Origin of the sequence: Pseudomonas sp. RC4D1 (assembly GCF_018390395.1) — a bacterium.
Lineage (GTDB): Bacteria > Pseudomonadota > Gammaproteobacteria > Pseudomonadales > Pseudomonadaceae > Aquipseudomonas > Aquipseudomonas danubii.
This window is the reverse complement of record NZ_JAHBAW010000003.1, coordinates 59,975-81,054: the sequence shown is the minus strand read 5'-3', so window position 1 is coordinate 81,054 and position 21,080 is coordinate 59,975. Positions and strand designations below refer to the sequence as shown.

Here is a 21,080-nt window from a genome sequence, read left to right as displayed (position 1 = left end):
ATTAATTAGATCGGATAAACCTGAGAACCAGCGCCCAGCACTTTACTGTGTGGCGGAACCGACTTTGCCACGACAGCACCCGCACCGATAATTGACCCTTTACCCACTGTGACGCCCGGCAAGATTGTTGCGCCGCCGCCAATCCATACATCATCTTCAATGACTACAGGTGCACCCAACTCTATATAACGACGCCGCTGCTCAAGATCCTTGGCATGGTTAGAGGTATAAATACCGACATGAGGCCCGATAAACACACGGTTCCCGATGTTTATTTCAAACGCATCGAGGAACACCCCATTGGCATTAATAAAAACACCATCACCAATGTTTATGTTCGAACCAAACTCACAAAATAAATTGCCCCACTGTTCAAACCCCTCACCCACTGATCCGAACAGGAGTTTATAAAGCGGCTCCCGACCATCAGGGTTATTGCTGATGGAGGAACACAACGCACGAGCGGTGCGCCTACGGGCAACTAAAGCAGGTTCCGCCGCATCGAATGTCATGAACTCACGCATACGCCACCCTGTACACACGGGCGTAACAGAGAGCACTCATGCCGTGCTGATCGGCAAGTAAACGGGGGCAAACAAGACGATCATTAGTTCCGCGCCCGCCACTACCACCCACAAATAACGCCCACACTTCCCCAATAGCCTGATTCCCTTCAGCCATCATCATCTCCATCTACTATTTATTTTTTAAATATACTTCGGCACTTCTTGAAATTTTTCCACCTTCTACACTCGCCACCAGCGCCTTGCAAGTTTGTTATTACGTCAGTCGTATTGTCATGTCACTGTTTTCAGGGCCTGTTGCTTCCGTTCTGGATTGAGTGTGACGACGCCGATGGGCTGCCCATTACGCGTCGCACCTGACCAGCGATGCGCAGGTTGATAAAGGACTTGCTGCTACAGCGCATGACGCTCGGCCAGCACCTCTTGATCCTCGCCGCGATAACGCTGCGCAAGGGGATACGAAGCGGATGCGGCGGTAATGATGTTCCGCTGCCGATACTTTGGACGATCAAAGAGCCGAGGCTTGCGTGGCATAGCCCGCAGTGGGATCACCGGCAGCATTCGATGCCGGTCGCAGTAGTGGGTCACAGATCATGTGAATCTGGGTAGCAAGGCCGCCTCGACTAGGCCCAAAGCATGATCTAGCGGTTCTCCAGTCCCCCTTTTTCCCGATTCCTGAAGAGGCTCGGGTTGCACGTACCGCAGTGGAGTCGATCATCTAGGTGTCCAGATCGATCAGCCCCTCCCGGTTCAATTGGATGTGCAAGCGCTCCAGTATCCGCTCAAACGTACCGTCGTCGCGCCAGGCAGCGCCCGAGCACAGAACCTAGGGAAAGCGGACGCTCGATACAGAGGCTGCTGCCGACATGACCGCGTTACGCACGGGTAAAGGGGCTTGCTCGGGGTGTTGCTGCAAAAAATGCTTGATCGCTTGATCCTGGCGATCCACCACGCATACGTTCACGTTAGGGCTAGGGACGGTGCATTCGCCAAGCGCGAGGGCCCCGCAGTTCAATACCCCGTACACCGCAGCCGGTTGCGCGACGGCCGAGCAACCGTAGACCATCTCGCCAAGGTAATTGAGCTGCCCTTGGGTGACGGTGAAACGCAGCGGTTTGGAGTAAGCCCCCATGGCCCCGCGACGGTGACCCAGGCGGCTCACTTCATAATCACCGGCAGGTAGCCATGCCGAGTAATCATCCTTGGGTCCCCAGCCATAAGTCTTGCCGCTCTTGATATCGCGAAACTCAAGGTAGGTTCCGTAGGGGCCGCCTTCCAGCAGCGCGCCGACCACTAGACCCGCGTTTTGCGCGTTGTAAACGGGTGAATTCAACGCCATTTCAGCTGGCATTGACGAACAACCGGCCAGTAATCCGATCAGGCCAATTGCAAAGATGTTGCGCGAGCCAAACATTCCGCTACCTCGGTGGAAGACAAAGAAAAACCCCAGAAAAATTCAGGGACGACAGGCGCGCTAGACGGCGGCGACTGCCTTCTTTAGCATGATGGCCTTTCGCCCATTCGTGCATCAAGGACGATCTATCAACATGTTCTGTTTTTCCCAATGGCGCGTGCGTGGCGCTGTAAGCATTGCCGCGCTGTTACTTGGCGGGTGCAGTTTCAACGGCTCCTACCCGGACGCCAGTGCACCCGATGCGGCGAAGCTGCGCTTTATCAGCAGCAGTGACAGCTCGACGCTCGACTTGTTCGATGCCGAACACTGCGGCGGCCAAACCACGGGGCTGCTCAATAACCTGTTCAGCGCCAATACCCGGCGACGGGCCGCCATGAGTGCCGCTGCCCCCGAGGATGCCAAGGCCTATCTGGAAGTGCGGCTGCAACCGGGTCATGAGCTGTTCGCGCGCGCCAATACCTTGAGCACCGGCAGCGTGTGCACCGTGGGGTTCAACTTTACCCCGCAGAGCGGCGGCGAGTATGAAGCGGACTTCCGCCGAGTAGGTCGCACTTGCCAGGTCACCCTTAGCCGTCTGCGCCAGATCGATGGCAAGACTGTGCGCTCGCCGATCGTGCTGACCAACAAAGGCCTGCCCGCCTGCGCCGGCCACAACCCTATTTTCCCCAAGCCCACCGAAGCACAACCGCAGTCAGCGGAGCGTGCAGCGCTGATCGCGCAGATCGTCGACGCGAGTGTCATCGCGAAAATGAAGCCCGACGCCGAGGATGCCCCTTCAGTCCAGAAAACACTGCTCGACAAATCCATAGCGGAGCGCAAAGAGCGCCTCGACTTCAGCCTGCCCGATGTCTATTGGACTGAATATCGGCAGAATCTGGAGCAGTTCGCCAATGAGATGAGGGGCACCAAGGCTCGTTCATTGCAGCTGTACAAGGATGACTACAGCAACCGTCTGGGCCTGCTCGACACCCCGGCGATCAAGGAACTGCTGCCCGACAGCGAAGCGGCCGACCGTAGCAAGGCAATGTCGACCAATAATGCAATGCTGGAGCACTACTACCGAGCCCAGCAAGCACTGCTGAAGGAAACACTGAGCGCACATCAGGCACGCATGGCCGACCTGGATCAGCGCTTTGAGGTGTGCAAGCGTTTCGCGGCCTGCTGGCAACGTTGAATCGGGGTCCGGCTTGAGATTACCGAGCGCCGCACGTACGCCGCCTTAGTACTGACTGGCCGAGGAAGCCCGCTATCTTGAGAATGGCGGGGATTTTCCGAGGGTTTGAAGAACAAAAGCGGAGTAACGGCCATGGAATACGACGATAGGCTGATCGAAGACGCAGTGCTTGCCCTGTTGGCAGCCTACAGCTCCGACCAAGGTAATGCGTGGAAAGGGTTCGACTTCCAGATCATGAATCGACTGCATGAACAGGGTTTCATCAGTGATCCAGTTAACACAAACAAATCCATCTGGTTGACGGCGCAAGGACTGGAGCGAGGTCGGCAGCTAGCCGACCGGTTGTTCGGGTCAAGGACGCATGCGGGGCAGGTATCCGACTCGAATACCTGACATCTTCCCGCGTCATAAAATAGCTGAGTTTGTGGATCGCTTACGACACACCCCACTCAAACATCACCTCCAATCCACCGTTACCGGTCCCCACTGCCCGCCCCGGTAGTTCCCCTTCGCAGCAATATCCGCGACGACCTTGGCCGGTCGCATCAGCGTCCACAACACCTTTGCAGTCGCCTTTGCGGTGCCCGTGACAGGCTGTGATGACGGCGCCATTTTCCACCTCGACACCCAAGCCTCCCTGAGCGACCTACCCAACCGTCCAAGGCCAAAAACCACCCCGAACGACATGTCCCGATACATAACTCCAGACACACAATTCAACCTGCGTTACTATGCGCCTGGAGTTATAAAGCACCTCTCACCCCGATAAGGAGATGGAGGTGCAAAGCAGACAGTTGATCAAGGAGCTTGAAGCCGCAGGCTGGGTGCTGGAGCGAGTCACTGGCAGCCATCATCTGTTCAAGCACCCTTACAGGCCCAACACCGTTCCGGTGCCTCACCCGAAGAAGGATCTGCCACGGGGCACGGTCAGGGCCATCAGAAAACTGGCTGAACTGATCTAGCTCCCGCCACCTTCACACCTATTGAGGAGATCCCCGTGCAATATCCCGTCTGCATCGAATGGGGCGACGAACACACCGCCACCGGCATCCAGATTCCCGACATCCCCGGTGCTGTCACTGCGGGCGACAGCTTCGAGAGCGCCTATAGCGCGGCCATCGAGATTGCCCACGTCATGCTCGAAGAACTGGCCCGTGCGGGGCACGCCATTCCCCTGCCCTCTCCCACCCGCAAGCACCGCGCCAACCCCGATTTCGAGGGCATGGGCTGGGGCATGCTGGATATCGATATCGCGCCTTATCTGGGCAAGACCGAGAAGGTCAACGTGACCCTGCCGGGTTATGTCATCCAGCAAATCGACCGCTTTGTCCGCGAGCACAACATCAAGAGCAGGTCGTCTTTTCTGGCCGATGCGGCGTTGGAAAAGCTTGGGCGCTGAAAGCGGCTGCAGGGTGCAGGCCGAGCGGTGTGAGGAAGGAAGAGCCCTAGCTTTCACTAGGGCTGTAAAAATTTAAGCTTGAGAAAAATCCAAAATTTAGAATCTACACACTCAGAATAAAACCCTTCCAACCAAGCAAAGCTCTTTCAAACTCATCAATATTTATAATTGAACAATAATCCTCATCATATAAGGAATATATTTTTGCCAAACTTTTGCTTAGCTCTACACCCCAACTATCACGACTCCAATCTGCTTTCTCAACAACACCGCTTTTAACCAATCTAATTCTAGACAACCCTTCATCCAACCATGGTATGGAGCTTTCATATTTTTGCCCACCATGATCGGTAAAAAGGCACGCTAAAAAATCCACCCCATTTTCATTAAGAACACTTGATCGGCAATTTGGTACACAAGCACCATCTTCATCATCCCAAAAAAAACAAATTTCCATTCAAGTAAACCTATATTTTCGGATAAACGGTAGTTTTAGGACTAATAAACCCTTCAACCTTTACACCACTTGGTGTAGTACCTGTCCATTTATTTCCTATTACTGTTTTGTTCTGGTAGGCAGCATCCACCTCTACTTTTATCTTGTCGGCAGACCATGACTTAGGAAACATTGTGGATACACCACCGTTGTTTGATTTTGGTAAGTACGCTCCAGGATTACGAGGATCGAGCACTTCAATTCTTGCACTATAAACACCTTGGGCATTCGGAGCAGACTCGGTTCCAGGAATGACGCGAACATCTCCAGTCACAGTCGAATGCCCACCCACTACGTTTCCATTTGCTTTTACTTCGGCTCTAATTATGTGCCCATCAAAATCAATTGGGGCTGTAATTTTTGAAGCTTTTACCTTCAAATCGATATTTTTCTCTGCCTCAGCCAACCCAGCAAGATTACCTCCCGCCTTCGGTCTCAGCCCATTACCCGTCTCGAAATAAAGCTTTCCATCCGCCGCCAAAACTTCGATGTTGCCCGTCTTGGTATTGACGACTCGGCGATAGCCCTCTGGTAACCCTCCTGTTTCATTAAAAGCAGCCCCTACTGAACCGCCTTCACGATAACCAGCCGGCAGAGCAGCTTTCTCAACAGCTCCTCCCCCTTTTGCACCAAGCTCATCCACAGCTTTGACGACAGGTACACCGGTTGGCGTCGCCCTCACCAATCCTTGCAGGAAGTTACCAAAATTACGAACCGCATTGCCAAGACTGATGACCGAAAGCGCCAAAGTCGCCTTATTCTCGACATCAAGCCTACTCCGCTCAGACTCCGTTTCAGTGTACAAAGCGTCACGTAGTTTAGGAGCTCTGCTGAACATGAAGCCGTCAACAAAAGCGATTGCTTCCGGCTTGGCGTTTTCTATCCCCCTTCCATGCTCCCCCTCTACACGCATGGCAAAAACGATGTCGTCGACCGTCAACTTGCTGAAATCGATACCCAGATCGCATAGCTGAGGGTTTTTGCGACAGTGGTCCAGCGCTTCCTGGGCCACCTGTTTCGCCGCAGTTTCATGCAGGTCATGGTTGTATTGAGTGGCGCCTTTGGCGATGGCAACGCCTTTGTCCAGATCGCCGTCGACTGCCGCAGCCGCTACCAAGCCGGTAAGTTGCGATAGAACCAGCCTCAGCTCTTTGTTATCCCGACCCAGGTCGCCCATCGAGCTCACCATGACTTCATTGAGCCCTGCTGCTGCCGCACCGGTCTTGAAGTCACTGCCTGTCAGCTCAGCCAGCAGGCCGCCCATGATCGCGTGAGCAACCACTTTCTGGACGCTTGCATCTGGAAAATGAATGGCGTTGTCACCAATCCAGTTGAAGCCGGAGGCCATGGCCATTTGGCCGGCCTCGCCCATCAAGGCCGCACTGAAGTTGCTGCCGAAACTGCCTCCCCCAATGGCCGAGGACACTCCGCTCGAGATAAGCGCTCGTCCAACGGTACGAGTCGCTGCATCAGAGGCATTGCTCCAACGGAAGATATCTTTGGAAGGGGTGGTCGCGCCTACTGCAGCACCATCCGTGGGTTGAATACCCTGTGTGGCCGAGCCAGCGCCATCGGCTGCCGTGAACCATTTGTCGTCGGCGTAATCAAGAAGCCCAGCTGTAAATCCTGCAATCGCAGCGCTCTTCAGACTCCCCGTACTGAACGTATCTTTCACCGCCAGACCAAGGTTGCCCTTGTTATCAATGGTGCTAGTGACCGCAGTCGTGCTCAGGCTGGCAGCAACTGCCAGGTTTGACCCGCTCAACCCCAAACCAGCGGGGCCGAGGATGAAAGACATCAGAATAGCGATGGCAATCTTGGCGCCAGCGCCGAGGCCAGAAGACTCGTACTTGAAGCTGTCGTGAATTTCTTTGACTTGGCGCCAATCGATATCACCACGGGCCTCCGCCTGCTTCATCCAGGCCAGGTTGGGATCCGCTTGCACCATCGCATCGATGGTTTGGCTAACGCTCTGTTGATCGACCTGCTTGATATCGATACGAATGCCTTCGGCAGCTTTGATCACCAGCTTGCCTTGAGCAATCAGGGCGCTTTGCCGCAGGGTCTCATCGGTTTTCCCTTCGCCCTTCATCTTGTACCAAGCCAAATCGCCCTTGCTCTTGGTATGGCTCTCGTCGTGGAAGTCCTTCACGCCCTCGAACACGATGCGGCCACCGCTGTCCAGCGTCAGGTCCTTACCGCTGTCCAGGGTTGCCACTTGGTAACGCTGGTCCCCGCCGCTCTTGAGCGTGAGATCGCCGCCCGTCTTGATTTCGCTGCCGACGTTAGTGTGCTGCGTCACTTCATCACGTTTCGCCGCGTTACTCCCCCAACTGCCTTTTTTGCTCATGTCGTAGAGGGAGTAGTCGCGGTTGAGCTCAGCCATCAAATTCAACTGCTTACCGGCCACCAGATAGGCCTCGTTACCGGCGTTGATTTTGCTGGCAACCATCGTCAGGTCTTGCAGCGCCGCAACGTTTACATCACCACCAGCCTCAATCGTCGTGCCCTGCTGGCGAACATGGTCCTCTTCCTGATTGATCTTCTTGCCGCTGCGCTTATAGCGGTACTCACTTGACTCTTCGTTGGCAGCCGCAAGGAGGTTCACATCCTTGCCCGATAAGTTGACGTCGCCGCCTGCCTTGACATGGCTGGCAACCATCGTCAGTTCGTTCGTCGCCACAACATCAAGATCCCCACCGACCTTGATCTCACTGGCATGCTGCACCGTCTGGCTTTGCGCCCAGAAATGCCGTTTGTCCTGGCGCGTCGAGCCGGTTTCTTCGCGAGCCGCCGCAATCACCACGTCGTTACCCGCGCTCAGCTCAGCGTTCTTGCCTGCGGTAATGGCACCGCCGACATTCAGCAAATCCCGCGCTGCATGCATCTTCAGGCTGTTCTCGGCCTCAACCCGCGCGGCGCTATCGACGACTGCAGTCTTGGAGCTGAAGCCCTTCCCACTGTTTTCAATCGTGGTGATGGTCCGGTCATTGCGGATATCCCCAGTCAAGGTGCTCAGGTCAACATCCTTACCCTTGAGGATGCCGCCTTGCATGTTCACCAGGTCCTTACCCGCCACCAGCTTCAGCTTTTCATCGGCCTGCGCGAGCCGCGTATTGACGAGGTTGTTCCCCGCTGCTGCCGAGAGGTTTTCGCTGGCGCGCAACGTGCCGGAGTTCTTCAAATCCGCACCGGCAATCAAGGTGACGTCCTTGCCCTGGATCAACGCCCCATCCGCCGTCAGGCGGTTGTTCGCCTGGGCCATGTACAGCACGGGCACCAGCACGTGCTGGCCATTGATCACCTGGTCTTCCATCCAGACGATGTCATGGGTCAGTGCGGCAACTTGCTGCGAGGTCAAAGTCACGCCAACGGAAAGGTTGAGTTGCTCCTTGCTGGCGATGGCGTTGTTCATCAGGTACTTGAACATGCCTTCGTCGGTGGTCTGGCCGGCGATAAAGCGCTGACCTGTGCGCGCGGTGACGGCTTGTTGAATCAGGCGTTGTTCATAGAGGCCATCACCCAGGCGCTTCCAGCTGGTTTCAGGGTCGTAGCCCAGCTTGCCCAGCAGGTAGTCCGAGCTCATGAACTGCTTGAGATCGGTGAAGGCGGAGTTGGTTTCGACCAGGTATTTGGGGCCGACGAACACACGGCTGGCGTCCGAGCCCTGGATGTTGGCTTGGCTCAGATCCTGGCTATTTTTGGCAACGGCGGCGCTATCGACCACGTGAAACAACCCGTTCGTCCCACTGGGCAGAGCGAAGCCCGGCATGGTGGTCGGGTTGACTTGTTGCTGTGCCAGGTCCGGTGGCAGTTGCGGGTTCAGCACCACCACGGCGGGCTTGGTCACGGTCGTGGCGCCGCCCTTGTCCGCGACGGGCGTCGGCGGCGTGAACTGGACGATGCTGCTGTTTTCCAGCTGCTGGGTAGCCTGAATGCTGATGTTGCCGCCCGCTTGAATCACCGAGGCAATGGGATCGCCCGGGGTCACGGTGGTGGTGTCGCCCACCAGGTTGAAAGAGTTGAGCGCGCCCACCGGCAATACCTTGGGGTTGGGCTGGGCGTTGTAGGGGTAAATCCAGTTGGCGCGGAAGCGCTCATCCGTACCGTCGGTAACGCGGCCCGTGTTCCAGGTACGCGTGCGTGTGCTGGTACTGGTGGTAGCGCCGATGTTGGCGAAGTTGTCGGCGGTGATCAGCAGATCCGCGCCCGAGGCCATGGTGCTGTACTTGTTCAGCACGCTGGACCCTTCGACGGTCAACTTGGCTCCACTTTGGATAGATGAGCTGGCCGAATCTGTCGCCACCACACTTTTGGAGACTTCGTTAGCAATGTAATCGACGTTGTGGTGGTCACCGCTGCAGTCGTAGCACCTCACACTCAGGCTGCCCGACACCAGCTGGTCGACAGTGCTGAACACGTCCTTGCGGTTGATTACGCTGTCGCTGCGCACCAGCACATCGTTGGCGGCTTCGATATGGCTGGAGATGTTTTCCAGTGACGCACTGCGAGCCACACCGTCGCGGGCCATCATGCTCAGGCCGCCGAGGCTGTAGATGTCGGCGTAGTAGTTGGTAAGGTTCTTGAAGCGCAGCGCCATGTCGGCGCCGCTGAAGATCAGGCCGTGATCGTTGCGCACAGCTTCGGCATTCAGATCAACCTTGCCGGCGCCGCCGAGGGTACCGGTGTTGGTGACATGGGCGGCGGTCAGGGAGAACGCTCCGCCGCTGGTGATGCGTCCGGCATTGGTCCAGCTGTCACCCTTGCCGGTGAAGCTTTGGCTGGCGGCTAGTTTGCCGGTGGCTGCCTGGTTGAGTTGGACTACGGTGACGTTCAGCACATCAGCCTGAACATCCGTGCTGTTGTCCCAGGTGGCGGCGTCGACGGTCAGCGTGCCGGCCGTGGCGACGCTTCCGCCGATGTTGCTGAACTTCGCCAGATCAACCGCAAAAGTGCCTGTGCCGACGTGACGGACATTGCCGTCGGTGTTCTTGAAGCTGGCCATGCGCAAGGAGACGTCATGGTTGGCGGCTTCGATCATGCCGCTCTGATTATCCAGCAACTGCGCGCTGGCTACGCTTGCGGTGCCTTGTTGACCGAGGGACCGCAGTTTGCCGTTCTGGTTATTGATGGACGCGGCGTCGATCAGCAAAGCGCTGGTGCCTTCGACCAGGCCAGATTGATTGTTCAGTTCGCCGGTCAGGCCAAAATCGATGGCATCTGCGGCGGCTCGGCCTTGGCTGTTGTTGAGATGGGTGGCGCGTACATTCAGGGTTTGCTTGGCCAGCAATGCACCGTTCTGGTTGTCGAGGATCGTGCTGGTGATCTGGGTATCGCCGCTCAGGGCAGCAATCTGGCCGCCGTTGTTCAGTAGCGATTGTTGCGCGCCCAGGTTGATCGACTGGGCCTGGATCAGCCCCGCTTCGTCAGCTGCGCTGAGCGATTTTCCGTTATCCAGCACGGTCGCCGCAGTGGCCTTGAGCTTGCCCGCAACACTGGCCAACACACCGCCACGGTTATCAACGTTATGGGCTTCGATGGTGAGGTTATCGGTCTGGGTGATGACGCTGCCATCTTGGTTATTCAGCCCTGCGCCCAAGGTCGCGGTGATGCCGCTCTGGCTGAGCAGGCTGCCCGTGGTGTTGTCCACCGCACCGCCGTTGATTGTCAGGCCCTGCTGGGTGCTGATGATGCCTTTACCGGTGTTGATCAGTTGCTGATGGGCAGTAAGGCCCATGGCATTGACGGAGGCGATGTAGCCGTCGAGGCTGTTGTCGATCGTGTCAGCGGTCAGGCTGAGCTGGCCTTGGCTGATCAGTTTGCCGCCTTGCTGGTTGAAGGCTCTGGCGGTAGCGAGGATGTCACCCTGACTGGTGATCTGACCCTTAGCGTTTTCGACGGTGATGCCCGTCAGGGTCAGTGCGCTTTTAGTGGTGATCTTACCGCTGCTGTTGTCGAGGCTGGCCACGTCCAGGGCAAGGGTATTCTGGCTACTGATGACCCCGTTGGTGTTCTGCACCGCGGCTGCTTTCAGGGTCTGCTCACCGGCGCTGGCGAGGGTACCGTTGTCGCGGTTATCGAGCCGACCACCGAGGGTAGTGTTGAGCGTGCCCTGACTGGTCAGGGTGCCGCCGCGATTGTCGATGTCCTGGGCGTTGAGGTTCATCCCGGCGTTCGCCGACAGCGTGCCGGCGCGGTTGTCGAGGGTCTCGCTGACGGTTGCCTTGAGGTCGCGACTGGCGATGACGCTCTGGCCACGGTTGTCGATGTTCTTGGCGGTGAGGGTCACATCACCGCTCTGGTTGCGGGTGCTTTGCGGGGTGACACCGGCCTCGATCAAGCCAAGGTTGTTGAGCTGACCATCGCTGGTCAGCTTGACGCTGTCCTGAGCGGCGATGGAATGACGGTTGGTCAGCGTGTCTTGGGTGGTGGCTTCGACACGGGTACCGGCATAGATCGCGCCCTGGGCATCCAGACTCTTGGCATTGATGACAACCGCTTGCGCCGCCGTGGCCTGCGCCAGGCTCAAGTGACCATTGGCATCCAACTGCATATCGCCGCCACTGGCGAGCATCTTGCCGTCAAGCTTTACGCCGACACCGGCTTCACTGCTGACCAGCTTGATCACTCCGGCATACATGCCGCCCAGGGCCGAGGAGTCGATGGCCAGTTGAGGGGCGGTCGCCGGGTCGGCGGCGCGCGCAGTGGCGTTCAGGGTCTTGGCCTCAACATCATTGGCGCCGGCAATGATCGTCAGGTTCTTGGCCTGAATTTCAGCATTGAGCTTGGCTGAGCGGGTGATGATTTCGAAGCGGTCGATGTTGTTGGCATTGAGCCCGGCCCCTTCAATAGCAACGCTGCCCTGGTCCACCTGATACCGTTGAAGCTGGCCGTTTTCGAGCACAGGCTTGCCGGTGGTCAAGGTGGCTTGCGGGGTGTTGATGAAGCCGCAGCCGTTGCAGGTAATGCCATACGGGTTGGCCACGATCACATGGGCCGACTGCCCCGCCACTTCGGTAAAACCGCGCAGTTGGCTGGGGCTACCGCCGTTGACCTCGTTGAGGATCACCCTGGCGGCCGTACCATTGAGGTTCTGGTTGCCGAGGATGATCCCGCCCAACTGCGTGGACTGAGTGCGGCTGGTGGCGTTGTTGAGGATCACTCCCTGTTGGCCAACGTTGTAATCGCTGAACTGGTTGTGCGACAGCCCGCTGCCATTGGGTGCACTGATGTTGACGATAGGCACGCCATTCGCCGCCTGGCCCAGGCTGGTGCCCGGTGCGCTGACTACAATGCCATCCGCCTGCACCAGCAACGGTTGCCAGAACATGACGTTCGCCAAAACAAACGCCAACCCGCGTTTGGGCAAGCCCATAAAGTGGGAGCGGCTTTTCAGGGATGCAGAAGGTTGGCGCGCAAGGAAGGCGAACTGTTGAACGTCCATGTCATGTCTCGATGCCCAAGGGCGGTAAAAATTTAGAGAAAGAAATCCAGGCGAAAATAGATCGGCGCTTCACGCTCAGTGATCGGCGCCGGTCGTTCCAAAGAGTGGGCAAAGGTCACGGTAGCGGCGACGTTCTGGCCGCGTGCAAACAGCTCCACCGAGTTGCTGGTCATGCGCCCGTGCTGTTCGACGTTATAGCGGTCGCGGCGGATCACGCCCTGGTCATAACCCAGGCTGGTGCCGTACTCGCTGAACACCGGCTGCATCCAGGCCCAGGTCACCGGACGGCTCCAGCGCAAGTCGTTGCGCCAGTAACCGCCGCTGTCACCAGCCAGGCTTTGATCCTTGTAGCCGCGAATCGACGACTGCCCACCCAGGCTCATGCGCTGAGGGCTGAACAGCACATCTTCGCTGCGCTGGCCGGTCATCAGGCTGCTGAAACTGAACGACTCGCCCCACAGCTTGAACGGGTAAAGGTAGCTCAGGGTCGCGGTGTATTTGCGATAGCGCGCATCGGCCTGGCCGGGGCGCGGGTTGTGGTTGGCCTGGGCGTCGAACGCACCGATGCCATCCTGCATGCCCAGGTCGATGTTGAGGAATGAGCCTCCAATGCGGCGGCCATGGTTAATGCCGAACTGGGCTTCGCTGAGGCGGTTGCTGCTCAACGCGAGCTTGCTGTCCTCGATGAAGTTGTTGGTGCGCAGGTACGCCACGCCGGTGCTGAGGGATGTTTTGCTCAGGGCATCGCGATGGATCACGCGCTCCAGCCGCAACTGATGATTTTGGCTGTCACCCGATTGCTTGAAATTGAAACCGCTGGCCTGGGCCAAGGAGCGATATTCGGTTTCGCTGTAGGTGTAATTAAGGTTCCACCAGCCGAACGGCAGGCTGTAGTTGAGCATCGAGTTGCGCGAGGTTTTTTGGTGATCGCTTAGCGCATCGTGACCGCCACGCAGCGAGAGTTGATCGGCCAGGCCGAGAGGGTTATCCCAATCCAGATTGACGCCCCACTGCTGCTCCCCCGTGCTGCGCTGGCCGCCGTTGTGGCGCGACAGGCCAACGCGCCAGGGCTTTTGTGGGGTGTTTTTGACCAGCACTTCGCTGCCGCCAACGGCTTTGCCCGGTGCCAACTCCATCTGCGCCTGGTTGGAAGGCAAGCGGTTTAGCTGGTCAACCATCTGCTCAACTTCCCGCAGGTTGAGCAGATCGCCCGTTTTGCCGGGGAAGCTCATGAACAGCTGGCGGTCGGTGATACCACTGTTTTCGGCGCCCTTCATTCCTTCCAGTCGGCCCTCAACCACCTGCACCTTCAAGTTGCCGCTGGAAAGGTCTTGCTGTGGCAAGTACGCGCGGCTGGTGACCAACCCTTTGGTCATGTATTGGTCGGTGATGACCTTGAGCAATTCATTGAGCTGGGGCACGCCGAGGCATTGGCCGATGTAAGGCTTGAGCAAGTTGCTGCGCTCGCGCTCGGACAAGGCATCGGCACCACTGAGGTCGACGGTTTTGATGGCGAAGCAACGGGTGTCGATGGGCGCTGCCGGCTTGCTAGGCGCTACGACTTTGCCGGGCAGGTCCTTGAGTTCTTCAAGGCGACGTTGTTGCTCTTCGAGCAAGCGATCCTGGCGGTCTCGGATCAGGTCGGTGACGCCTGGAGCGTTCTGTAGGGGCGCGGACTCGGCCATCCCTGCTATGCCCAGGCAAAAAAAAGCGGACAGCAGGCTGAACCTGGTCCGACGTACCAAACGCCACATTTCTAGATCCCTCTACATGGCTTTGTGCAATTAAACGGCGGCGATCTTAGGTTGGCGCTTTAATGACGTCAATTAAAGTACTGATTTGTTTGAATCTTGGTACATCCAACCATCAGTTTTGCGCTCTACGAAAGTGAGCCTCCGTCAGGGCGGAACCGCCAGTGGCCACACCCGCTGCAACGGATATGTCCACCACCCGCTCCCTCGCATACGCGATATAAAGGTGCCTGCACGTCATCGTTGGCGAACTTTGCTGGCAAGCCCGCTCCTTGCAGAGGATGGTATTGAGCCGCAGGCAATTGACGTTGTGACCGACGCCCGCAAATCGGCTACCCATTGGGTTCAGTTTGGGAAAACGCTTCGCGTATGACTCCAGAGTGGCGGAGGGAGTCTGCGAAACGAAGTGCGTCTTTGATCTTGTGACTCATCAGGGGGGAACACCAATGAGCGAGTCGGCCGCGAACTAAAGGTTATTTGAATTCAAAGTACTCTTTCATCATCTCAATGGGCTTCATCGGCTCCACTTTCAAGAAACCCAACACCTCAAAAAACCACGACAGGTTATCTCCCAAAACAGCGATATCGTCCTCATCATTCGACAGTAAGCAAATGGCCAGCCGGGCCATCAAGACGTCCCGATCCTGAAACGCTCGCACGGCGCCTTTTTCGTCGATTTTTGCCCACCAGACCGCAGCCTGCGCCTTGCACTGTTCAATGGGAATATCCCCGGCCACATAGGCTTTCGCCAGAAGCAAAGGGTCCTGCTCGCAGTCAGAGAACTTGATATCCAAGGCCTCCAGAACCTGGATCAAGAATCCGATCTGGTGTTTGAGCGCCGCGCAACTATCAGCTGTTCGAACAATGGAACCCACATTAAATTTCTTAAAATCGAATGCATTCATACATCAACCTTAAAACTGTGCAAAAGATCGCTGCTGGGTGGGCAGAGCGCGTTATGGGGAACAGGCCATTCTCCCAATAAAGGGCCCAGGTCCTGAAACGCTGGCAGTGATTTTGGCCCGATCATCATCGGGGATGCCGACAGCCTGTGGCCGAGTCCCCCTGAGGAGTTGCCCGTCTCCAGGCCGGCCCGGCTCATTCGTCCTGGTCTTGCTCTAACCGGTTGCGCAGTTGGTTCAGCACACGGTGGGTCGTCTGGATCTCATCGACTTCCAGCCCCTGAGCAAGGTCGTTGATCCAGGGCGCTTGAAGCTTCAACGCCTGATCGAATGCCGCCTTTCCAGCCTCCGTCAGCACCACCAGTTGCGCTCGGCGATGGTGAGGGTTCGGTTGAAATTCCAGCAGGCCATCCTTCACCAGATCGTTGACGATCCGCTGAACATTCTGCCGATTCGCGCCCATGTCGCGGGCAATCCACGAGACGGGCTGCGCCCGATCGACAGCGACGATCGTGCCAAGGAGCTGCCAGCGGGCACTGGTGAGACCTATCTCAGCCACCAGGCGATCGCCTGCGGTGAGCATGCGCGCACTGGCTCGAAAGAGCTCGAGGACCAGATCGGTCATGGCGCGTCCAGCGGGGGTGTGGTTTGGTTTTTTCATGCCGCGAACTTTTCCACATTGACATCATGATGTCAATCAAGCTAGCTTTTATCCATCGCACCATCTTGTCATCATGTTTACATATTGGAGACCGCCATGTTGTCCATTCGCCCGCTTGATCCTGTAGTCCCCATCCATCAGCAACTCCAGTGCAGCGAGTCACCGGTGGTGCTGGTCAACCTGTTCAGCGTCGACGAGGACGATATACCCGAGCTTCTGCGTGCCTGGGAGCTGGATGCCAACTGGATGAAACAGCGGGCCGGTTACATTTCCACGCAGCTCCACCAGGCCATCGGTGGCAGCTGCATGTTCCTGAACTACGCCGTATGGGAGTCGGTGGAGCGCTTTCGCGAAGCCTTCAATCACCCGGACTTCGCCAACGCCCTGGGCCGTTACCCCTCAAGCGCCCTGGCCATGCCCCATCTGTTCACCAAGGTAGCCGTGCCGAACATCTGCACGGCTTGAACACCGCCCCATTGACTGACGGAAAGCGCCCCATGCTCAAACGACTCCACCTCACCGCCAGCCTGCTGGCCCTGCTGTGCATCGCCACGTTCTTTGTCTCGACCCTGCTGGTGGAAAGCATGGGCACCCCGTATGCGATCACTCTGCTCAAGCAACTGATCGTCAGCCCTGGGCTTTGGGTACTGATCCCGGCGATGGCAGTGGCAGGAGCCAGCGGCATGGGGCTGAGCCAGGCGCGACAGGGACACCTGATCGCCTCGAAGAAAAAACGCATGCCCTTCATTGCCGCCAACGGCCTGTTGGTGCTCGTGCCCTGCGCCATTGTGCTCAACCGGTGGGCGTCGGCTGGCAACTTCGACACGGGTTTTTACCTGGTGCAGGTCATCGAACTGATCGCCGGAGCCACCAACCTCACATTGATGGGGTTGAACGTACGCGATGGTTTGCGGCTTACCGGTCGGTTACAGAGGGCCATGCCTCAGGGCCGGTAAGCCATACCTTGCTGGACCGACGCCTTGGCTGGCAAACCAGCTCCTACGAAGGCCCAACCACCACACATCTGGCTGTAGGAGCCGGCTTGCCGGCGAGAGGCCCGTGAGTCATGCGTCGCCTGGACGGACGCCTTCGCTGGCAAGCCAGCTCCTACACGGGGCGCGGTACACACCGCCCCATCTTCAGGCCGGCAGGCCGCCGTCAGATTTTGATTTTGATCTTGATCTGAGCGCCCCGTTAACCACGATGGCCGAACGCAGGCATTGAGCCGTGGGTAACCCGGCAGGGATGCCGGGTTAGCCGCCACCCGGCCATGGATGGCCGGTGGCGGCGGCCCACGGATCAATGCCGGAGTTCGGGCATGCCGAGCCTAGGCGAGGCACCGAGTGGAGGGGCAAGAGCCTTTGGTTACTTTGGGCTCTTTCCAAAGTGACTCGCTGTAAGAGCGAAACCATAAGTGGCCACACCCGCAGCAACGGATATGCCCCCCCCTCCCCAAAGAACAAACGCTGTCGAAGCCCCCCACCATCATCTTCGACAAGCTTCGCTGACCAGCCAGCCCCCACAGAGTAACCAGACCACCGCAGGGCAAAAAACCACCCTCAAACCTTGAACCGCGCCACCAACCGATTCAACTCAATCGCCAGATTGGCCATCTCCCCACAAGCACTGGCCGTCTGACTGGCCCCCGCCGAACTCTGAATCGACAACTCACGAATACTGGTCAGGTTCTGATCCGCCTCACGCGCCACCTGCGCCTGCTCCTCCGAAGCCGTGGCAATCAACAGATTGCGCTCATTGATCTGGGTGATCGCCTGGGCAATCTGCTGGAGCGACACATCGGCATTCTGCGCCACCGAAATCGAGCTGCTGGCCATCTCCGCACTGACGTTCATCGCACTCACCGCCTGGGTCGAATCGGCCTGGATCGCGGTGATCATCTGTTCGATTTCCCGGGTCGACTGCTGGGTGCGGTGGGCCAGGGCCCGCACTTCATCGGCCACCACCGCAAAACCCCGGCCCTGCTCGCCAGCGCGGGCGGCTTCGATGGCCGCGTTGAGGGCCAGCAGGTTGGTCTGCTCGGCAATCGCGCGAATCACTTCCACCACTTTGCTGATGTCCTGGGCCCTGCCGGACAGGGCCTTGACCTGCTCGCCGGTGCTGGCCACGTTGTCGGCCAGGCCTTCGATGGCTTTGAGGGTCTGGGCCACGTTCTCGATGCCGGAACGGGTGAACTCCATGGACTCGCGGGACGACTGCGCAGCCGCTTCGGCGTTACGGGCCACCTCGTCCACCGCGGCGCTCATTTCGGTCACGGCGGTGGCCGCCTGGTTGACTTCATCGTTCTGCCGCACCAGCCCGCGGCTGGCATCTTCGGTCACCGCGGTCATTTCTTCCGAGGCCGAGGCCAGCTGGGTGGAGGAATCGGCGATGTGGGCGATGGTTTCCCGCAGGTTGCTCTGCATCTTGGCCAGGGCGGCCAGCAGGCGGCCGGCTTCATCGCGGCCGCTGATTGCGATCTCCCGGGACAGGTCGCTGCCGGCGATGCGCTCGGCCACCGCCAGGGCATCGCCGATGGGCGAGGTGATGCTGCGGGTCAGCACGGTGGCCAGCACCACGGTGAGCACCACCGTCACCCCCATCAACACCAGCACCAACGTCAGGCCGCTGCTGTACACCGACGCGGCGGTGATCCCCGCCTGCTTCGCGCCCTCGTCATTGAAGTCCGAGAGCTTGTCCATCTTCTCTTGCAGGATGTTGGTCATGGGGCTGATGCGGGTATTGATCAGGGTGATGGCCGCAGCGTTGTCACCGCTGCGCAACAGCGGCTCCAGCTCGTCCAGCAGCTTGAAGTAAGCCTGCACATCAGTCGCCACCGCCTGGTACAGCTCGCGCTCCGCCGGCCCGGTAATCAGGGGTTGGTACTGGCTGATGGTGCTCTGCAGCGTGTTTCGATAACCACTCAAGGAGGCGATGCGGGTTTGCCGCTGCTGTTCGTCGGTGGTCACGGTGATGCGGATGCTTTCCAGGCGCAGGCGCAAGACGCCGGTCTTCATCTTGCCGATCTCGCGGATGCTGGCCATCCAGTTGGTCTCGACATCCTGTTCAGCGTCTCGCAGCTTGCCCATTTGCAGCACCGCGACAATGCCCAGGGCAAACACCACCAGGACAATGAGTGAGAAAAAGGCGGCAGACCGTGGAGCGAGGTTCATTGTCCGGACGTTCATTTTTTATCTCTCTAATAGAAGGGTCGGTACTTCCCTGCTGTCATTCCACGCTATCGACTGAGTGTCCGTGAGCTGTAAACAAGCCGACGACTGGATTAGCGGCCCACCCGGCACGGCAACGTCGATGCTCACTCGGGTCAATCCAGGCCTGTCGGGATCGCAGGCCCCACTCCGTGCTCCTGCGCCCATGTCGCCCTTGGCGGGTGAGCATCAGTTAAGTCGAACAACGCGGCCCGCGCCGTCTCGATGCTTCTGGGCAATGGCACCTGAAGCCGGCTTCTATCCACCGGGGGCCTAACAAGCCATAGCAGATAATGGCATTTTGTCACCACCGTCGATCCGACCGCTCTTGAAAACCGCTCGGCCAGGTTGCGCCTGAACGGGGCAAAAACCGACTGCCCACTGAAGAATCCAGCCGCTACGGCATACAATGCCGCCCTCAACCGCCTGAAGGATCAGCCATGTCCATCACCAACCCAACAGTCATCGATATCTGGGCAATCCCCAAATCCGCGCCCGACAGCCTGCTGTTGATCATGGTCGACCCTCTCGAATGGGGTGACGAAGCGGCGCACAGCGAGCACCTGCTCCTGCTGCAGGAGAAGATCAACACCTACATCACCTTTATCGAAAGTGAGGAGATCTACCGCGAAATTCCCGATGCCTGCGGCAAGCAGCTGATGATCCGGGTCCTGGGTTTGCACGAGCTGCCCGAGCAAGTCGATTGGTTTTTCAAACGCATTGGCGAGCTCCTCAACGAGCGCGGCATTGGCTTCGATTTCGAGCTGAAAGTGACCGAACAGGCTCCCGGCCTGTAGCCCGCCAGCTGCGCGCTGCCCCTCGGTCGAGCAGCGCGCAGCACCACCTTATGCCGGCAGGATCAGCGCCCGGTTAAGCGCAATGAAATCCACATGCCGCTCATGGGAAAAGTCCTCGATCACCTCTTGCAGGTGCACATGCTCCCGCCCATTGAGCGCCATTTCGTTGGCCGCATTGATCAGGAACTCACCCAGCGCCCTGAGCGTGTCCGGCTCGGCGAGAATCGAGATCTCGTCCAGCTGGATGCTCTGCTCACCGCCCACCGCGGTTCCCTGAACGCTAAAGCGTTTCAACGTTGGCAAAGGTCGAACTCCTGTACCCGAAGGTCATGCTCAAATCGAGGTCATGAGCAAGGTTTGCCCCATCCCCACTACTGCAAGGGCACATAAATATCCGTCAGCCACTGCTCCAGTGGGGTCTGCGGATAAATACTCAGGTATTCAAAGAACATCGGCTGATCCCGCAGTTCCTCGCCACTGCCCGGCAGCCAATCGCGGTAGATCGGGTAGATGCTTTCACCGATGTGATCCGGCGAGCCCACATGCCGCACCACCGCATAGCGGCCACCGGCAATCTGCATCTCGCCAATACCCACCTCATTGGCCACCACCGCCTCATGAATCTCGCCGCAGATGGCAAAGCGGAATTCCTGCGGCGCCGTGGTATCGGGGTTGTTGAAGGGAATGCCAAAACTGCGACTCGATGCCACCGGCGACTGCCCGCTCTGCATCCGCCAATCGATAAACCTGCGCACGCTTTCATTGACCAGCTCGGCAGGCCCGCAGTGCTCCAGCGCTGCAACCCGGGTGTCGGCAAAGTCCACGATTCGTACCTGCATGATGATGCTCCTGGAAAAATGAGGGATGGCAAATACCGCATTCCAGACCTGCCAGTTCGGCTGCTTCCTGAACGCACTCGGGCTCATGCCGAACGCCCGCCTGAACGCCCTGGAAAACGCCTCGGGGCTTTCGAAACCGGCGCCGAACGCGGCCTCCAGCACCGAGTGGTCCGCCCGGGACACCAGGCGATGGGCCGCACCGCGCAAGCGCATCAGTTGCACATAACGTGCAACCGGCACGCCGACGAAGGCGGTGAATTGCCGATGGAAGTGAAACTCGGAGAAGTTCGCCACCCGGCTCAACGTCCTCACCGACAGATCGCCTTCAAGGTTCTCATTGATGTAAGCGAGTACCGCGTTGAAGCGTTTGGCGTAGGCGGCGTTGATCGACAGGTCAGGCACTGGGCAAAGGCTCCGGGAATAACGGTAGGCACAGGATCGGCTATCCCGGCAGGCACGCGCCTAGCCGCTCT

At 58.3% G+C, this 21,080-nt stretch carries 17 protein-coding genes and 3 pseudogenes; 7 read left to right on the top strand and 13 right to left on the bottom strand.

What is annotated here, in order from left to right:
- Nucleotides 1-5 precede the first annotated feature (5 nt).
- The 4 genes and pseudogenes from KHO49_RS31325 to KHO49_RS25300 all read right to left on the bottom strand — a co-directional run bounded on the left by KHO49_RS31325 (nucleotide 6) and on the right by KHO49_RS25300 (nucleotide 1,938).
- The gene (locus tag KHO49_RS31325) at nucleotides 6-524 is read right to left on the bottom strand and encodes a sugar O-acetyltransferase (RefSeq protein ID WP_123392725.1); all 519 of its coding nucleotides are present in this window, start codon (nucleotides 522-524) and stop codon (nucleotides 6-8) included.
- 273 nt (nucleotides 525-797) lie between these two features.
- Nucleotides 798-1,008, bottom strand: a pseudogene (locus KHO49_RS25305) (IS3 family transposase); the annotation flags it as partial.
- A pseudogene (locus tag KHO49_RS31175) lies at nucleotides 1,002-1,350 on the bottom strand (transposase family protein); the annotation flags it as partial. The pseudogenes KHO49_RS25305 and KHO49_RS31175, both read right to left, overlap by 7 nt.
- Nucleotides 1,351-1,938: a hypothetical protein gene (locus tag KHO49_RS25300; protein WP_123392722.1), complete on the bottom strand. Its 588-nt coding sequence runs from the start codon at nucleotides 1,936-1,938 to the stop codon at nucleotides 1,351-1,353.
- 133 nt (nucleotides 1,939-2,071) lie between these two features.
- Between KHO49_RS25300 and KHO49_RS31170 the strand changes: the two genes are divergently transcribed.
- The 4 genes from KHO49_RS31170 to KHO49_RS25280 all read left to right on the top strand — a co-directional run bounded on the left by KHO49_RS31170 (nucleotide 2,072) and on the right by KHO49_RS25280 (nucleotide 4,511).
- Complete coding sequence (locus tag KHO49_RS31170) at nucleotides 2,072-3,112, top strand: hypothetical protein (protein ID WP_249735840.1); 1,041 nt, start codon at nucleotides 2,072-2,074, stop codon at nucleotides 3,110-3,112.
- Between the two features lie 132 nt (nucleotides 3,113-3,244).
- Nucleotides 3,245-3,505, top strand: coding sequence for a DUF6429 family protein (locus KHO49_RS25290; protein WP_123392720.1), 261 nt, complete (start codon nucleotides 3,245-3,247; stop codon nucleotides 3,503-3,505).
- 386 nt (nucleotides 3,506-3,891) lie between these two features.
- Complete coding sequence (locus KHO49_RS25285; protein WP_041120604.1) at nucleotides 3,892-4,074, top strand: type II toxin-antitoxin system HicA family toxin; 183 nt, start codon at nucleotides 3,892-3,894, stop codon at nucleotides 4,072-4,074.
- Between the two features lie 35 nt (nucleotides 4,075-4,109).
- Nucleotides 4,110-4,511 (top strand): type II toxin-antitoxin system HicB family antitoxin, encoded by a 402-nt coding sequence (locus tag KHO49_RS25280; RefSeq protein WP_213666016.1) that lies wholly within the window; start codon nucleotides 4,110-4,112, stop codon nucleotides 4,509-4,511.
- A 103-nt stretch (nucleotides 4,512-4,614) separates the two neighbouring features.
- Here the strand turns inward: KHO49_RS25280 and KHO49_RS31165 are convergent, their stop codons facing one another.
- The 5 genes from KHO49_RS31165 to KHO49_RS25255 all read right to left on the bottom strand — a co-directional run bounded on the left by KHO49_RS31165 (nucleotide 4,615) and on the right by KHO49_RS25255 (nucleotide 15,729).
- Nucleotides 4,615-4,968: a hypothetical protein gene (locus tag KHO49_RS31165; protein WP_249735838.1), complete on the bottom strand. Its 354-nt coding sequence runs from the start codon at nucleotides 4,966-4,968 to the stop codon at nucleotides 4,615-4,617.
- A 10-nt stretch (nucleotides 4,969-4,978) separates the two neighbouring features.
- Complete coding sequence (locus KHO49_RS25270) at nucleotides 4,979-12,451, bottom strand: two-partner secretion domain-containing protein (protein ID WP_213666015.1); 7,473 nt, start codon at nucleotides 12,449-12,451, stop codon at nucleotides 4,979-4,981.
- Between the two features lie 32 nt (nucleotides 12,452-12,483).
- On the bottom strand, nucleotides 12,484-14,205 hold the full coding sequence (locus KHO49_RS25265) for a ShlB/FhaC/HecB family hemolysin secretion/activation protein (protein WP_283777126.1): 1,722 nt from the start codon (nucleotides 14,203-14,205) through the stop codon (nucleotides 12,484-12,486).
- Nucleotides 14,206-14,675: 470 nt separating this feature from the next.
- Complete coding sequence (locus KHO49_RS25260; protein ID WP_102880284.1) at nucleotides 14,676-15,107, bottom strand: hypothetical protein; 432 nt, start codon at nucleotides 15,105-15,107, stop codon at nucleotides 14,676-14,678.
- Between the two features lie 193 nt (nucleotides 15,108-15,300).
- Complete coding sequence (locus KHO49_RS25255) at nucleotides 15,301-15,729, bottom strand: MarR family winged helix-turn-helix transcriptional regulator (RefSeq protein WP_213666013.1); 429 nt, start codon at nucleotides 15,727-15,729, stop codon at nucleotides 15,301-15,303.
- A 132-nt stretch (nucleotides 15,730-15,861) separates the two neighbouring features.
- On the opposite strand from KHO49_RS25255, the gene KHO49_RS25250 reads away from it, so the two are divergent.
- Nucleotides 15,862-16,230, top strand: a complete 369-nt coding sequence (locus tag KHO49_RS25250; protein ID WP_102880282.1) for an antibiotic biosynthesis monooxygenase family protein — start codon at nucleotides 15,862-15,864, stop codon at nucleotides 16,228-16,230.
- 32 nt (nucleotides 16,231-16,262) lie between these two features.
- A complete protein-coding gene (locus tag KHO49_RS25245) occupies nucleotides 16,263-16,721 on the top strand; it encodes a hypothetical protein (protein WP_213666012.1) in 459 nt (152 codons plus the stop codon).
- Nucleotides 16,722-17,324: 603 nt separating this feature from the next.
- Here KHO49_RS25245 and KHO49_RS31645 read toward each other — a convergent pair.
- Both KHO49_RS31645 and KHO49_RS31640 read right to left on the bottom strand, forming a co-directional pair.
- On the bottom strand, nucleotides 17,325-18,113 hold the full coding sequence (locus tag KHO49_RS31645; RefSeq protein WP_372859300.1) for a methyl-accepting chemotaxis protein: 789 nt from the start codon (nucleotides 18,111-18,113) through the stop codon (nucleotides 17,325-17,327).
- A 66-nt stretch (nucleotides 18,114-18,179) separates the two neighbouring features.
- Nucleotides 18,180-18,935 (bottom strand): annotated as a pseudogene (locus tag KHO49_RS31640) (MCP four helix bundle domain-containing protein); the annotation flags it as partial.
- A gap of 476 nt (nucleotides 18,936-19,411) precedes the next feature.
- Here KHO49_RS31640 and KHO49_RS25235 point away from each other — a divergent pair.
- On the top strand, nucleotides 19,412-19,768 hold the full coding sequence (locus KHO49_RS25235; RefSeq protein ID WP_108546317.1) for a DUF6572 domain-containing protein: 357 nt from the start codon (nucleotides 19,412-19,414) through the stop codon (nucleotides 19,766-19,768).
- A 48-nt stretch (nucleotides 19,769-19,816) separates the two neighbouring features.
- Here KHO49_RS25235 and KHO49_RS25230 read toward each other — a convergent pair whose 3' ends face one another.
- Both KHO49_RS25230 and KHO49_RS25225 read right to left on the bottom strand, forming a co-directional pair.
- Nucleotides 19,817-20,071 carry an Imm32 family immunity protein gene (locus KHO49_RS25230; RefSeq protein ID WP_110597094.1) on the bottom strand — a complete coding sequence of 85 codons (255 nt, stop codon included), beginning with the start codon at nucleotides 20,069-20,071 and terminating at the stop codon, nucleotides 19,817-19,819.
- Between the two features lie 68 nt (nucleotides 20,072-20,139).
- The gene (locus KHO49_RS25225; protein ID WP_110597093.1) at nucleotides 20,140-21,009 is read right to left on the bottom strand and encodes an AraC family transcriptional regulator; all 870 of its coding nucleotides are present in this window, start codon (nucleotides 21,007-21,009) and stop codon (nucleotides 20,140-20,142) included.
- Between the last annotated feature and the right edge of the window lie 71 nt (nucleotides 21,010-21,080).